General features: G+C 43.0%; 14 protein-coding genes. 2 read left to right on the forward strand and 12 right to left on the reverse strand.

Annotated elements, in window-relative coordinates; genetic code table 11:
* The 3 genes from CCK98_RS31350 to CCK98_RS31360 all read right to left on the reverse strand — a co-directional run bounded on the left by CCK98_RS31350 (nucleotide 1) and on the right by CCK98_RS31360 (nucleotide 6,245).
* Entirely contained in the window at nucleotides 1-2,841 is a 2,841-nt protein-coding gene (locus CCK98_RS31350; protein ID WP_088090150.1) for an Ig-like domain-containing protein, read from the reverse strand.
* A gap of 371 nt (nucleotides 2,842-3,212) precedes the next feature.
* A complete protein-coding gene (locus CCK98_RS31355; RefSeq protein ID WP_088090151.1) occupies nucleotides 3,213-5,207 on the reverse strand; it encodes a penicillin-binding transpeptidase domain-containing protein in 1,995 nt (664 codons plus the stop codon).
* Nucleotides 5,208-5,405: 198 nt separating this feature from the next.
* Entirely contained in the window at nucleotides 5,406-6,245 is an 840-nt protein-coding gene (locus CCK98_RS31360; protein ID WP_088090152.1) for a M23 family metallopeptidase, read from the reverse strand.
* Nucleotides 6,246-6,404: 159 nt separating this feature from the next.
* Between CCK98_RS31360 and CCK98_RS31365 the strand changes: the two genes are divergently transcribed.
* Nucleotides 6,405-6,821 (forward strand): VanZ family protein, encoded by a 417-nt coding sequence (locus CCK98_RS31365; protein WP_088090153.1) that lies wholly within the window; start codon nucleotides 6,405-6,407, stop codon nucleotides 6,819-6,821.
* A 21-nt stretch (nucleotides 6,822-6,842) separates the two neighbouring features.
* Here CCK98_RS31365 and CCK98_RS31370 read toward each other — a convergent pair whose 3' ends face one another.
* The 8 genes from CCK98_RS31370 to CCK98_RS31405 form a co-directional block, all read right to left on the reverse strand.
* The gene (locus CCK98_RS31370; protein ID WP_179195986.1) at nucleotides 6,843-7,802 is read right to left on the reverse strand and encodes a nuclease-related domain-containing protein; all 960 of its coding nucleotides are present in this window, start codon (nucleotides 7,800-7,802) and stop codon (nucleotides 6,843-6,845) included.
* A 278-nt stretch (nucleotides 7,803-8,080) separates the two neighbouring features.
* Nucleotides 8,081-8,218 carry a hypothetical protein gene (locus CCK98_RS35795; protein WP_179195987.1) on the reverse strand — a complete coding sequence of 46 codons (138 nt, stop codon included), beginning with the start codon at nucleotides 8,216-8,218 and terminating at the stop codon, nucleotides 8,081-8,083.
* A gap of 79 nt (nucleotides 8,219-8,297) precedes the next feature.
* On the reverse strand, nucleotides 8,298-9,335 hold the full coding sequence (gene spoIID, locus CCK98_RS31375) for a stage II sporulation protein D (RefSeq protein ID WP_088090155.1): 1,038 nt from the start codon (nucleotides 9,333-9,335) through the stop codon (nucleotides 8,298-8,300).
* 382 nt (nucleotides 9,336-9,717) lie between these two features.
* Nucleotides 9,718-11,028, reverse strand: coding sequence for a UDP-N-acetylglucosamine 1-carboxyvinyltransferase (gene murA, locus CCK98_RS31380; RefSeq protein ID WP_088090156.1), 1,311 nt, complete (start codon nucleotides 11,026-11,028; stop codon nucleotides 9,718-9,720).
* A gap of 32 nt (nucleotides 11,029-11,060) precedes the next feature.
* On the reverse strand, nucleotides 11,061-11,837 hold the full coding sequence (locus CCK98_RS31385) for a YwmB family TATA-box binding protein (RefSeq protein WP_088090157.1): 777 nt from the start codon (nucleotides 11,835-11,837) through the stop codon (nucleotides 11,061-11,063).
* A gap of 168 nt (nucleotides 11,838-12,005) precedes the next feature.
* Entirely contained in the window at nucleotides 12,006-12,263 is a 258-nt protein-coding gene (locus CCK98_RS31390) for a DUF1146 family protein (protein WP_088090158.1), read from the reverse strand.
* A 502-nt stretch (nucleotides 12,264-12,765) separates the two neighbouring features.
* On the reverse strand, nucleotides 12,766-13,086 hold the full coding sequence (locus tag CCK98_RS31400) for a general stress protein (RefSeq protein ID WP_088090160.1): 321 nt from the start codon (nucleotides 13,084-13,086) through the stop codon (nucleotides 12,766-12,768).
* Between the two features lie 155 nt (nucleotides 13,087-13,241).
* Nucleotides 13,242-13,718: a TraR/DksA C4-type zinc finger protein gene (locus CCK98_RS31405; RefSeq protein ID WP_088090161.1), complete on the reverse strand. Its 477-nt coding sequence runs from the start codon at nucleotides 13,716-13,718 to the stop codon at nucleotides 13,242-13,244.
* A 161-nt stretch (nucleotides 13,719-13,879) separates the two neighbouring features.
* Here CCK98_RS31405 and CCK98_RS31410 point away from each other — a divergent pair, with 161 nt between their 5' ends.
* Nucleotides 13,880-14,134, forward strand: coding sequence for a GlsB/YeaQ/YmgE family stress response membrane protein (locus tag CCK98_RS31410; RefSeq protein ID WP_088090162.1), 255 nt, complete (start codon nucleotides 13,880-13,882; stop codon nucleotides 14,132-14,134).
* 133 nt (nucleotides 14,135-14,267) lie between these two features.
* Here the strand turns inward: CCK98_RS31410 and CCK98_RS31415 are convergent, their stop codons facing one another.
* Complete coding sequence (locus CCK98_RS31415; RefSeq protein WP_088090163.1) at nucleotides 14,268-15,734, reverse strand: alpha-amylase; 1,467 nt, start codon at nucleotides 15,732-15,734, stop codon at nucleotides 14,268-14,270.
* Between the last annotated feature and the right edge of the window lie 11 nt (nucleotides 15,735-15,745).

Consider the following 15,745-nt stretch of genomic DNA (forward strand, 5'->3'; position numbering starts at 1 on the left):
TTAATATACTTTTACCGTTCGGGCGGCACTGGTTAATCCTTTTGCATCCGTTGCCGTTACAGAAAAAGAAGTTCCTCGTTTTTGCCTCGGGATGTTTACTTTAAAGCTCCCATAACTATTGGCCTTTGCCCAATACATCCTCTTACCAATCCACACTTTCACGACGGCTAGCTTTTCTGTTTTTCCAGTAACTGAGGTTGCGGTATACTTGACAGCATTCACAACAGGCAGATTAGGGGCCACACGTGCGACCGTGAGTGATTTTGGATTGCTTATCTTCCCAGCTGCATCCTTTGCTGTAATTTTAAGGGATGTCCCGCTGTTTTGGATCGGGATACCCACCTTGAAATTACCGACGCTATCAGCTTTCCCATTATAGTACTTACTACCAATTTGAACAGTCATAATCGCATACTTTTCAGTCTTGCCCGTAACCCATGCTGATTTGTTGTTAACGGCATTGACCACTGGGATGTTAGGGGCAATTCTCGTTACCTGTAGTGTCTTTGGTAAGCTCGTTCCCCCTGCATCCGTCGCAGTTACGCTTAAGACCGTGCCGCTGTTTTGGGCAGGAATTGCCACCGTAAACTTTCCATTGGCATCGGCATTGCCTTTATAGGAGGATGCTCCTGCTTTTACCGTAACCACAGCAGATTTTACCGTTACACCCGTCACTGTGGTCGCTTTATTGGTAACAGGGTTCACCGTCGGGCTATTGGGCGGCACTTTAACGACCACGAACTTTTGTAAACTTTGATTTGTCGCGGCATCCACTATAGTCACGTAAAAAGTTGCACCAGGAGTTGGCGGGGTAATCTGAAAGGAAAATTTCCCGTCAGAATCCGCATAACCGAAATAAGTATGGCCAACCATGGCAATCGACACAGAGGAGCCGGCTTCGGTTACACCTGTGATTTGAGTTGTTCTATTTGTCACCGTATTTATCTTAATAGGTGGCGGGGTTATGTCCTTCACTGTAACAAATACAGGTGGGCTGACATTATTCACAGCATCCGTAGCGATCACGCGCAGGTAAGTACCTGATCTTTGCTTGCCAATCGGAATCTTAAAAAGACCATCAACTGGGTTGGCATCTCCCTCGGCAATCAAGACGTCCTCATTAAAAATCGAAATATGAGCTCCTGCTTCTGCCACGCCGGTTATTTCCTCCGTTGTCACTGTATTTGGAGTGTCCAACGAAAGTTTCAGCGATGGAGGGGTTACATCTTTTACAGTAAAGTAAATCGATTCCCCTTTATTCTTGGAGGCATCTTCTATCCTAACTTCGATTTCCGTTCCTGCTGGTTGCCTCTCAAAAATAATCGAAAAATAATCTGAAGGCACATAGCATGAACCGAGGATGGTTTGTCCTGACATCACGCTAATGAGCGCCCCTTTTTCTGCGTATCCACTAATGTAATCCGTCTGGTCTGTGATCGAGTCTTGATTTAACTGCGGTGCGGCGGGCGCTGTTATGTCCGCCACTATGGCTGTCGCAGCTGGACTGATGTTCCCGGCTACATCCGTGGCGGTGATCTGAATCATCGTTCCTGCTGTCTGTTTTTCAATCGCGATCGAAAAATGGCCCTGTTCATCTGCCTCGATTTTTCCAAGGGAAATAGTTGCTTTGGCCTCGACCGTCGAAAACGGCTCGGCTTTACCGGTGATTACTTGAGAATGCTCGGTCACTGCATCGACAACAGGCGCCTCTGGCGGGGTTTCATCCCCAACTGTGACAACGGTCTCTGGACTTACCCGGTTGTAACTATCCGTCGATTTGATCGTTAGCTCCACTCCACTTTTTTGCGGAGGAATTGGAATCTGGAAGCTCCCATCTGTGCCAGATGGTCCTTCGCCAATTTTCTCGGTTCCCTGGTAAACTTCCACCTGACTATCCCGGTCAGTAATGCCACTCACCAATGTATCCCGGTCACTTAATTTTTCAACAAACGGCTTTTCTAGCGTACCAATTGGGTGGCCGTTTTCAAACGGTTTATAAGCAACTGTACCAATGTCTAACTTACCCAAAAAGTTACTGTTATCGTTCCCGTCCGTAATTCCGCGCTCGATTCGAAGTGGATCGGTTACACCCCAATAATTATCATTCGCATCAAAGAGCAGTCGATTATACCCTGAGACCTGCACGATCACTTTGGTGTGTGGCCATCCAAAGAAATTATTTTGGTTCATGTGGATATTGGGAATCCCGCCGTCCCCATAGTCACCTCTTACAGTCAGATCATTATAAGAGTCGATTGGATTCATAAAGGTATTATTTTTAACAAAAATTTCCCCTGGTCCATTCGCAACACTTAAGTCCGCCTTTTCACTAAAAAAGTTATATTCAATAGATGAGTTCAATTTTGATGAGGAAATAGAAATCGAGCCATTTTTGTATTGGTTATGGCGAAGGATGGCATTTTTGCCAATCGTCGTCACAAGAAACCCGCCATTGTACCTTGATTGACGATAATGGTCCGCATATTCAATCTGAACAAAACTTCCCTCAAAATTACTGCCTTGTACATACACATCCTGCAAACGGATGCGTTCTTGCTCGGTCCCAACCGCCTTCAATTGGCCGCGCACAGAAATCCATGACCCATTTTGACCAATCAACTCGACCCCCGGCTCCATCGTAAGGGTTACTCCCGAATTAATTTCTATCATACCCGTTTGATAATAGGGCGAGCCGTCTTTTGTCAACACTCGATCTTCACTAATCACGCCGGATATCGTACTGCCGCTAGTAGCGGTTTCCGCGTGGTTCTTCATTGGGAACATTGTCAATAATAAAAGAGTAGATAGAAAGATTTGCAGAAATTTATGATAAAAAATCATCCGATTCTTCTCCATTAATAGATTTATCATATTTATTATCGTGGCTGACATCCCATATTTCAATATCTTATTTCCACTTTCTATTGGTAAAAACCAACAAAAAACCCCTGATTTTTTGGTGCCTGACACCGTAATGAGGGCGAATAATTGTCTTCCTGGTTTACTTATATGGCTCGCTGAATTGTCCAGGTGGGTCCCTCTGAAAATTGAAGCATGGTCGGGGAGTTGGACAGTAAATAGGTATTCCCGCAAACACCCCCAACTAAAAATTAACTCAAAACAAAGAAAAACACCTAGCCGCCTAGGTGTAATCTCAAATCTATTTAAAAGTCCACATGGTGGTGCCTGACACCAACCGATCCACCCTCCAATTACCGCACCAACTCAAAAACCTCCTTCACTTTCTTCACGGGCACCAGCGAACCGCCCCTGCCCTGGACGTTCTCGACCATCATCGTCACCATCAAACTTGGCGACTCCGTGTTGTAACCAATAAACCAGCCATTTTCAGTACCCGTTTCGCCCTGCTTCTGTTTCATCTCCGCCGTCCCCGTTTTACCAGCCAACGGATATCCCTTAATATCGGCAGCATGGGCCGTCCCAGCAGCGTCAGCAACGACCTTCCGTAAATCCGCCGCAATCACGCCGGCGTGTTCAGGCGAAACCACCGCCTCTTTCAGCACCTGACCCTTCTGCTCATCCGCCAAAAGAATCGGCCTAATCATACTGCCATTGTTCACAAAGGGCGTATACGTCGACAGCAAATGAACAATACTCATCTGAATCTGCCCTTGGCCATAACCGGAATCCGCCAGCGCGATGTCCCGATCCAACGCACCAATCGTTGATTTTTCCAACGGAAACGGAAACGCCAAATCTTCCTCAAAGTCAAATTTCTTCAGCCCATCCGCAAACGCATCCTTCTCCGTTTTCAACGCTGCCTGAGCAAAATAAATATTATCGGAGAACACCAATGCTTTTTCAAGGTTAATCGGGCTGCCGCCATGGACCCGCGTCACAAAATAGCCGCCCCATGATTTATCCTTTTGCCACTTCGACCCTAGAATCGGCACCGCCAGCTCCGGCGTGATCGCCCCGCTCGACAACGCCACCGCTGCCGTAATCGGCTTCATGACCGAACCCGGCGCATAGGCCTGTTTAAACCGCGTTGAGAGCGGCTGTTGCTTATTATCCTGCAGCGCCTTCCACTCAGCCGCCGAGAAGCCAAGCATCGCTTGATTCGGGTCAAACGAAGGCGTGCTTACAAGCGCCAGCGTTTCACCCGTCATAGGGTTTATTGCCGCACCCGTGCCGGCTTCCTTGCCAAGTTCATCAAAAATCGCCGCCTGAACATCCACATCGATCGTCAGCTTGACATTCTTTCCATCCTCGACCGGCTTTTCAGCGAGCACCTCGGCGTCACCATTCTTCTTTTTAATCGTAATCTGCACACCGGGCTTCCCTTTTAACTGCTCGTCATACACTTGCTCGAGCCCTCTTTTTCCAATCATATCACTGCTCGTGTACCCTTTATCCTTCAACTTTTCCAACTCATCCGCCGTAATCGCCCCAACATAACCAATCAAGTGCGCCGCAGCCTGATCATAAGGGTAAATCCGTGCCTCCACCTTCCTCGTTTGAACCGGCTCGAGCGCAATCAACTGGGCAATCCGCTCCTCATCCTGCATCGACACCCGCTTCAACGGCACAAACAACTCCGGCTTAACCCAGCTCGCCGTAATCGCCTTCTTGATTTGATCCGGGCTCATTTTTAACAGAGAGGCTAACGGTTCCAACACTTGGTCCGTCACCTTCCCCGCAACCACCCCAACCTCGTACACCTGACCATTCACCGCCAGCCCGATGTCATTGCGATCAAGAATCTCCCCTCTTTGCGGCGCATCCGTACTAATCCCGATTTTATCGCCTTCCTGCAATTTTGGAAAAATGAACTCAGTATTCCAGTCTACATACCAATTCCTCTTGTCGTCTCTTTCTTCTTTTTGCAACTTAGCCTTCTGGGTGAATTGAATAGACCCAGCAATGCTATTCATTTTGGCGTTTAAAGAATATTGGGCTTGCTCTTTTTCTGCCTGCTTATCCTCTTTCGGTTTTTTGAAGTCAATCTTGAGGTCAGTAATCTGAAGGTCTTTGTAGATTTTATGATAGCGGTTCGTAAATTCTTCTTTAGTGATTTTTTTCTTGGCATCCGTTGAAAGATAATCATACATCTGATCAAACTTCTGCTCATTCCACAAAGCTATGTACTTAGAAAATCGATCCTGTGGCGTTGGTTCCTTACTACAGCCAGCCAAAGCTACCCCAAACAGCAGCATCACCAGCATGGTCCCTACCAACTTCTTCAAGCAAATCCCTCCCTTAATATGAATGGTGTCAGGCACCACAAAAAGACACTTCTAGTAATTTGTCCTCGGTAGGCGGACACTAACCAGGTGTCAGGCACCAATATTATTAATTATACCGTTAATATACATAAAATGGGTAATTGTGAAAATAAGGACAAAAAAAAGAGGAAAGAATTCCCCTTCCCCTTTGTAACGATATTATGAATTTGTATTTTTTGTAGAAGTAGATGATTCTTCGTCCACATTTGTTTCTTGGTCGGAAGAGTTTGCTGGGTCTTCAATCTTTTGTTGTTCTTCCTTCATTTGTGGAGTCTCTACTGATTCGCTTGCTTTATCATTCGAAAGTTCTGCTTCCTGTAACGTGCTTAACGATTTGTTAAAATAGTTAGTGGGATTTACAGCAATTCCATCTTTACGAATTTCAAAATGTACATGTGTTCCAGCTTTTTCATTGAACAAGCTTTGTCCAGCCGTGGCAAGAACTTGTCCCTGCTTTACTTCGTCGCCAACCTTGATCTTTATGTCTTTTACGGATTGATATTGTGTTACAATACCTTTGTCGTGTTCCACTTCAATGACATTCCCAAGGACTGCATCTTCATCAACTCGTGTGACCGTACCGCTTAATGCTGCAACGACATTAAAGGACTCATCATCTTTCATGGTAACGTCGATTCCAGTGTTTGGTTGGTAGGTATTGTTATAAAATACCAATGCCGCTTCCTGGTCTTCTGTTTTTCCATTGAAATCATAGAATTTCGTTTTAACGACGGCTGCATCCGCATTTTCCACTGGCATTTTGAAGTTTTCAAGTGTTTTGCTAACTTCAATCGCTGGTTCTTGGTTCTTTTTACCGGCAATATCAGTGGATTTGTAATCGTATTTGTCTGTCGCACTGTTGCTCGATTGATACCATAGTACTGCGGTCAGAATGAGTGCTGCACTTGCAATATAGATGGCTGGAAATACCCAACGCTTTTTGAAAAAGCGTTTTACGCTGGAACTTTGAGAAGATCGTTTGTTTTCTTCCTCTCTCATTTTCATCACCTCAGCAATCATTCTGAACAGATAAGTAGAATTATATACACGAGCGAAAAAAATTTTTTTGAACTTATTTTTTAACAGTGTTTATGTTTTTATGCATGAAGGGTGAAAAATTATTTTAAAAGTGTTTTTACGATATAGGAGGAAATTTTCATGAAAATCATAAAATGGGTGTGGCGGGTGCTCCCGTTTGCCTATATGGCGGCCATTTGGATTATGTCGAGTCTGCCAGCGGATCATTTTGTAAAGCTGCCCGATTCCCAAGTCGACCACTTTATAAAGGAATCGTTGCATTTAATAGAGTTCGCGATTTTGTATGTTTTGCTCGTGCTAGCGATGTTAACTCGCCGCCACGCCTTCACACCGGCGTTGAATATAGCCTGCGCAGTCTTCGCTGCCCTCTACGGCATTAGCGACGAAATCCACCAATCATTCTATTCCTATCGCTCTTCATCGCTATTTGACCTTGTAAAAGACTTCACAGGGATCTTGGTTTGTTTTTATTTTATCAGAGGGGCATTGTTTAAAGGGAAGTTTACGCGGCTTAGGAAGGTACTGGGGCGTGTGTAGCCATTGCAACTTTTGCGGTGGTTATTTTTGATTGTTTGGTGGTTGATGATAGACCCGGTTTCTATATGTTCCTGTAAAAGGTAATTTCATTGAGGTTAAGAATTTACTTGCGATACTAGTCGAATCAATTTGAAGGAGCTCCCGCAGCTCCGCATTCGTGATTGAAGGCTTTACCAGCAGAAAATAATCGTTGATTGTTGGTATATGGGCGGTTTTGGATTTCAGTTTACATTTTGGACAGCACCATGTTCCATGGTGTAAGTTCATAGGTACATAGATACAGATGGGACATTTTACGCCCGGGAGGAGTTCTGATGGAGATAGGTTGAATTGTTTAAGAATATCTGGATTTTCGGGAGTGTGTTTTGCGAGGAGAAGCCGTTTTATTCTTTTCATCTCTTTACTATCTAATTTCTCCTGCTTATTAAAATTTGCAATTTGATCTATTTTGTCTATTAAATCCTCACTATTGCAAATATGCCGAGTGATCTGTTCGTTTCCCGAGGATGATGTGATCGTGGTTTTTTCATTACTGTTTACAACAATATAATGAATTGGTATTTCCGTACAATTATGCTCTTTTAGCCATCCTTTCAGTTTCTTCGCCTGGAGCTTTGCTTGTAATACAGGGTTTTTGATTCTTTCCTCATTCCCGTTCTTTTTACAAGTAGTCTGGTTAAAGTCTTTTTCAAATTTCAACTCCCCGCTAATATTTTTCACTTCAAGAACTAAGGCAAATGCTGAACAAAGGATTAAGTAATCAATTTGAAAATAGTAACCATGATATAATAGTCGTATACCGTGGAAAATGTAGTATTTTTCATCGGGAAGCATGCTTAGGTGAAAGACCAGGGACTTTTCCCCCCGATAGCCAGCCATCCTACTTTTATATTCCGCCACTACTTCAGGATAAATCGGATGGTTGTATGGCAGCCTCCCGCCTTGAAGGAGAACTTCTAGTTTCTGGATTCTTAATGACATCGTGCACTCTTTACAAAACAAACGCATCATTCCTTTCCTTTTTTTTCTATATTTCTTTTCTTCCTCCTCAAATTCCTGCAAAAATCGACACTACTTTGAAAATTATTTCTTCCTTTTTTTCGAAAAACTGGTTTACTGTCCACTTTCCCACTATTACTGTCGAACCACATCAAAACCACAAAAATTTCCAATTTCCCTTCTAACCCAAGCTCCTTTATTTAGAAGGAACACTTTTTAAAGCTATTTTCCTTTTCGTAAATCCTATTTAATTACACTTTTTAGAAAAAGCTTTCGATTACTGTCCACTTTGAACAGTTTACTGTCCGGTTCCAAGGATTTACTGTCCACTTTCTAACCTTTACTGTCCACTTCCCTAGGTTTACTGTCCACTTTCCCTCTTTTACTGTCGAACCCACCCAACCTCAACTCCTCCCACCTAAAATCCCATCAAAAAAAGCCAGGCATCTTCCCAACCCAGCCTGGCTCCCCACATATTCACTTCTTCGCAGTAACCGTATCTAGCATTTGATCCGCCGACGTAATCTCGACTCCCTGATAATAATGCTTCACAATTTCCTTATAATTCTTCCCTTCCATTGCCATTCCGTTAGCCCCGTATTGGCTCATTCCGACGCCATGACCGAATCCCTTGGTGGTAATCACAATATTATCGCCCTTACGCTTCCAGGCAAAGTCAGATGACCGCAGATTCAGTTTATCGCGGATATCGCGCCCGCTCAAAACCTTTCCATTAAATTCAACCTTGCCGACACGTTTCCCCTCTGTCCGGTCGACAATTTTTCCAATCGTTGACCCCGAACCGAGCTTCACTCCAAGCCGCGCTTCAAACTGATGAACCGTCATTACCTTTTGACTGTTAAATTTCGGGGAATTTTTATCCCATGGACTGGATACACTTCTTAAGTATGGGATGTTGCCTGCCCAATAATCTTCCGAGTTTTCCGTATAACCATTACTAGTGGAGAAGAACAATGCATCAATCGGCTCACCATCATAGGCCAAAATTTGCCCAGCCGTTGCCCGAACAGCATTTAAAACCTTCTTCCTTTTCGCGTCGTACTCCATTCCCCATTCCCTTCTTAGTTCATCATCATTCATGTAAACCTGATGGATTTGGGTGTCCGTTACCTGCGCACCTTTAGGGACGCCGAGCGTATCCTTACTTAATAACCTTTTCACGATATATGTTCTCGCTGTTAGTGCCTGGGCCTTCAGGGCTTCTTCCTTAAACTCTGTCGGCATCTCAGCTGCTACCACACCAACGAGGTAATCTTCTAATTGTACATTCTCAATTTGGGATTTTGAGGTACGGAACACCGCAACTTCGACGGCCGGATCGGAAGAAGTGGGCACCGCTTTGGTTTCTTTGGCCGGGGTCTTGGTTAAATCCTCGCCTAACTTTCCACTCGCCCGATGCTCATCCGAGAACGGTAACACGAGAACTGCGGGAATAATTAATGTCAAGGCAATGAGGACTGCTGCTAGTACGACGAAAGGTTTGATTTTTTTCATGATAGTGCCTCCAGTTTGCAAATTCACAACCCCGCCTACAGCACAGGCGGGTTGCGTCTCAATTAATACATATGGAGGCGGACAAGCATTTATTACGGTTTTTTTATATAAATAATGAAACTGGTGTCAGGCACCGCTCGTGGACAAATGTCTTTCCATGGTGTCAGGCACCATCCAAACACAAATGTCCACACTACACGTACACTCACACCACACGCACCATATGCGCGCCACGCCACGATTCCCGGAAAATATAAAAAAGGCCCTGATTCTACATCAGGGCCCGTTGTTTTGTGTTTGTTCAACTTTATAGTTAAGATTTGATCCTAGGCTAGACATTTCTGTCCCACCAAATCCGTGCTAAGCTTCCTACTAGAAGAAACTAAGCGTTCATGTCCGATACGTAGTCTTGGACTTCTGTGAATATTTCGTCTGCTTCAGTAATACGCTCGATGTCGGCTCCCAGGCTTGCTAGCTTGCCGTGGAAGTCCACGTAGCCGCGGTCTAAGTGTTTCAACTCGGTCACGCGTGTCATGCCTTCAGAAACCAAACCAGTCAAAATTAATGCGGCAGCGGCACGTAGATCTGTTGCAGACACTTCCGCACCTTGTAAATTGGAAGAACCATTTAAAATAACAGAACGGCCTTCAATTTTGATGTCGGCATTCATGCGGCGGAATTCCTCAACATGCATAAAACGGTTTTCGAACACAGTTTCTGTAATCATCGAGGTGCCGTTTGCGCGAAGCAATAACGCCATCATTTGTGATTGCATATCGGTTGGGAAACCTGGATGCGGCATCGTTTTGATGTCGACAGCCTTCAAACGATCGGTTCCGATGACACGAACACCATCTTCTTCCTCACGGATTGTGATACCCATTTCAACCATTTTTGCAATCAAAGAAGATAAATGTTCAGGAACTGCGCCCTTTACCAATACATTTCCGCCTGTAATCGCGGCAGCTACCATAAAGGTTCCCGCTTCGATTCGGTCAGGAATAATATGGTGTTCTGCGCCAAATAACACGTCCACACCTTCAATACGAAGGGTCCCAGTGCCAGCGCCGCGAACCTTAGCGCCCATTTTATTCAAGAAGTTTGCAAGGTCAACGATTTCTGGTTCTTTTGCCACGTTCTCAATAATGGTCGTACCAACCGCAAGAGTTGCAGCCATCATAATGTTTTCGGTAGCCCCAACACTTGGGAAATCCAAATAAATCTTTGCACCTTTTAAGCGGCCATTAACCTCCGCTTCAATAAAACCGTTTCCTACCTTAACTGACGCTCCCATGGCCTCAAAGCCTTTGAGATGCTGATCGATAGGACGGGATCCAATAGCACAGCCACCCGGCAGGGCCACACGTGCACGGCCATTTCGAGCGAGTAATGATCCCATGACAAGCACAGACGCGCGCATCTTTCGAACATATTCGAACGGCGCCTCATCCTTTAACACTCTGGATGCATCTACTACGACTGTATTGTTTTCAAACGACACTTCAGCGTTTAAGTTGCGTAAAACTTCATTAATTGTGTATACATCGGAGAGTGTAGGTACATCACGAATTACACTTTTTCCGTCACTTGCTAATAATGTTGCAGCGAGTACAGGCAAGACAGCATTTTTTGCGCCTTCTACTTTAACAGTTCCATCAAGCCTTTTTCCGCCGCGGACGATAATCTTTTCCAAGAGTATTCCCCTCCGCGTCCATTTTCTCTATATTAATATTCAATCGTAATGATTGGTGTGCCAACTACGATGGTAGTCTTACCGCCCAATCCTTCGGAGCGTATGCCAATTTGTAAATTCATGTTATCTCTTTGATCTTCTATGGAGCCTTTAAACATCGGCGAGTTCGCCGAAACAGACATGAATGTCTCCTCTTTTAACGCTTCGATTTCTTTTGCCTTAAATACGGACAGCAAATGATTCGCTGTCTTGGGTAAAGCCGTATCCATCTTATCACCGACCGTACCTTTCATACAAGAGAAAATTGTTGGTTTCCCTCGAAATATGTCAGACAGCCTAGATTTAAATTGACGGGTCGTGAAATAGGCCTCGGTAGACTTGTTCCACTCTTTACCACTGATACTATATACTATATACGCATTAACCGGTTGTTTTGTGTGGGTTGCCATCATTTGAAGCTTTTCTATGCGGTGTTTAGTCGTTGGAGATACTGCCGTTACTTCCCACTTTTCGCTGGTACTTTTTACAGACCATTCCCAATCAGGAAACTTCGTTTGAAGCTCTTTAGCATATTCCTTAACTTCCTGCTCACTTTTTAGGCCATCCAAATGCTCTCTTGCATAAAAAGTCCAATCATCGAGCAAAATATCTTCGGCTTGTAAAATAGAGCCGATTTTCGTTAAGTCCATTTCTTTTTGAAAAATGGAGCCGATTCCGCCACCGTTTGCTTCAGTTTGGTTCCCAATAACAACCAGGATTAAACTGATGATTGTTATCACGCTCAAAAGGATCTTACGATTTCTCTTCATCTCTACTCCCCCTCATTACCATTGTTACCATGTAGAGGAGTAGCATACTTGGGAAATGTCGTCACTTTTAGACAAGTTCCAAACTTTATGACAATTCATTTGAAGTTATTTTTCCACATAAAGACGATTGTACTCAATTTATTAACAAATTGGAACATGTACGAAGACCTAAATTTTTACCAATTGTATATTTTGCATGATCAAAGGTAGTTGTCTAGACCATTGGAGATAATCAAGGAAAAAGTTACTAACAGATGATCCGACGAAAATTGCTAATAATATGTAAAGTAAGCGCGCCTGAAATACATGGTTGGGTTTCAGCAATTTTTCTAAACGGATTGCTTGTAGGGCCCACCAGGAAATCGTTATAAAAATTAAATGAGACAGGATACTTAACACGGCAATTTGCCCAAAATCATTTATCACTCGGTAACCTCCTTTTTTCACACAATGTTTATTCTATCACAAAGAAGGTCAGAAAAGTTTCCTTTTGTATCCATTTTTAAAAAATAAACACATTTTCAAAAAAAAATTCACCTTCCTAATGACTCGATTCGAAGGCGAATTTTTATTGCTTTATCTGGTCTCTTGATACGACCTCGGTTTCTAATACCGTACAAAAATACATAAACCACGCACTTACCATTAATTTACCTGATTCCAAACCCTGCCTAGATTTAATGGGACATATACTTTCTCGCCCTGTATTTCCTTGTGTATGATCGGATTTTCAAAATTTGAATCCCAACTATGATCTACTCTAATTTTGCGCCGGGCTCTGATGTTTCCTCCAAAAAAATCACCTAAGTTCACTCTTGAAAATTTCATCCACCTTACCCCTTTCTTCATATGATAAGGGATAGGAAACAAAAGGAAAGTTCCTTTTTGTTTCCTATCATTATACTAACCTAGTAAAACTGTGTTACTTTTATTTTGCAGCGACCACCAATACGCGTCCCCTGTCCAATTCTTTTTCAAATTGTTGTGCTTCTGTATCGGTTAATCCTAAGGATTCCATTTTAGAGCGTAGTTCGTCCCCGCGTGAGCGAAAAACATTTGCGATTGAATCAAAGACGCCTTGCTCGTTTACCCCAATTTCATTGGTATCCAGTGCATCTGACAAATCTTCTGAACGTTCTTTGCCGTGGGCCAATAAGTAGACCTCATCTTTTTCGAACCCTTGATTTAAAAATTGTTCAATTTCCTTTTTTGCTTGAAGTCCATTTTCTACTATTTTTACTTGTGTCATTTTAACTTCCTCCTCAATTTTTAATGTGTGACCATCTTGATTTTGTAAGTAAGTTGAAATGCATCTTGTTGTTCTATTTGATATATAACCCTTTTTAAAAAGTTGAAACCTTTTTTATGAAAATTAACTGTTCTCCCTAACGATTTTCCCGTCAGTTAAGACGATGAATTGCCGTGCAGGTACTGGAGCTCATCCGCTGTTTGAATGCGTTTATCTCCTCTTTCATCTTCCTTCGGCGTGGAAAATGACTGATCTCCCTGACGCCTTGGGATGGTCTCGTCTTCCAGTTTTTCTTGCGCTTCCACAGTTCGTTTCGCATAAGGAAGGGCTTCAAGTCTGTCATAAGGGATATCCTCACCTGTTTCGACACAAACTCCATAGGTTCCATTAGTGATCCGCTCTAACGCCTCATTCACTTCTTCGAGGCGGCTTTTTGCATTTTCAATTAACAGCATTTGTTTTTCTCTTTCCTCTAATTCAGTGGCGGTATCAGCAAAATGATTGTCATAGCTGGTTAACTCCCCAAAGTCTTCAAACGTTAATGGCGGGTTGGACTCTAACATTTCGATTGTTTCATTTTTGATTTTGATTAATTTATCTTTTAAAAAAAGCAGATCTTTCTCTGATAACATGTTTTTCCCTCCCTTTCTTTTCTTAATGGGTACATACCCTTTAACGCAAAATTCTAAAACTATAGCGGATAGAATTTTTTTACAAAAAAAGGTTTGTCCATTGAAATAACGGGTACTTACATTAGTAGATTCACATTAAAATTTGAAAGGGATGAATTTTCATGGGATTTATTTGGTCTTTAATTATCGGAGGAATCATCGGGTGGTTAGGTGGTCTTGTCATTGGACGTGATATACCTGGAGGTGTAATTGGAAATATCATCGCCGGATTTATTGGTGCTTTTCTCGGATCGTTCCTATTAGGAGATTGGGGACCTGAAGTTGGCGGTTTTTATCTTATTCCAGCTATCATAGGAGCCATTATTCTCACATTAATCGTTGGCTTCATTTTTAAAAGTATGAGACATACAGCATAATTATAATTGGATAACTTTCACTCAAGAGGCTGCTAATCATGCAGTCTCTTTTTATGTAGCATTTTTTAGACAAAGGAAAACACCTTAAAACAATAAGGTGCTTTCCTTTTTGATTCTTATTTTAAAATAGCAACTATTCCTCGGCTTGTTCAGAATGAGCCCAAACCGAGACACTGCCACCGTTAACAAAGAAGGTGGCAAATCCATCTTCTTCAATTATTATATGATCGTCTCTCGTTCCTGTTAGGTCGACCCATACTTCTCCAGCCCGCGCTTCACCGACGAACATTCTTTTTTCGCCCTCGTCCTGATTGGAAATGAGGACGGCGCAGCCTGAAGTCTCTATTTCCTCAAGCCCCAGACGGACCCATCCAATCAAATGGGGGTCATCGAAATAATCCTCTTGTTCACCATAGGCTTTATGGTAACGAGCATAAAGGAGCGGATCCATCGCTGTCTGTTTTCCTTTGATTGGTTCTTCTCCCCCAATGCCAAAATAATCTCCGTAAAATATACATGGGTGTCCATCTTGGCGAAGCAGGATAAGCGCATAAGCACTCTGCTTAAACCAATCCTCCACCCATGATTCAAGGGCTTCGTTTGGTTGGGTATCATGATTGTCCACAAAAGTGACCGCATGTTCTGGATTCACATTCACTAATGTATCATCGAAAATCGTTGTCAGATCAAAATCAGCACCCGCTTTAGACGCTTCATGTAATTTATAATGAAGCGGAACATCAAATAAATTCAGTTTGAAATCAACATTTTCCAAAAATGTTTGGCATGCTTCAAGTTCCGGGACCCAAAACTCACCTAGAACATAAAACTCTTCTCCTCGCTCCTGCCTTACATTATCTACAAAACTTTTAATAAAATGATAATCAATATGTTTAATCGCATCTAAACGGTAACCATTGCATTGTAAAGTATCGGCTAGCCAGTTCCCCCACTGGATCATTTCCTCTTGCACATCTGGATGATTGAAGTCAATATTAGCAAACATTAAATAGTCGTAATTTCCAAATTCATCATCGACATGGTCATTCCACTTTTTACCCTCCCCTACAATCCGAAAAATCCCGGTTTTATCTGTCATTGCGTCGTAATCTATTCCATTAAAATGTTCAAATCCCCAGTTGAAAGTTGAGTACTCGTCCTTTCGATTTGGGAAGGTGAATTTCGTATACCCCTCTATTTCAAACGGATTAGAAATTTCTTCTGTTCGGTCATCCTGTTCCACTTCAATGACTTGAAATAGCTCTGTATCATCCGCTCCCCCTCTATGATTCATGACCACATCTACATAGACATCCATCCCACTTTCCTGACACGCTGCAATCGCATCCAGTAACTCTTGCTTCGTTCCATATTTCGTGCGGACCGTCCCTTTTTGATCAAATTCACCTAGATCATACAGATCATATACACCATATCCTTGGTCTTCTCCTGATTGACCCTTTGTTACCGGTGGAATCCAAACCGAATCGATTCCTTTCCTTTTCAATTCGGGAGCCAACTCCTTCAGGCGATTCCAATGCGTACCATCTGGCTCTACATTCCATTCAAAAAATTGCATCATCGTATGATTTCGTTTCATGTTTGTTTCCC

Source organism: Bacillus sp. OV166 (assembly GCF_900177675.1).
Classification (GTDB): Bacteria; Bacillota; Bacilli; order Bacillales; family Cytobacillaceae; genus Neobacillus.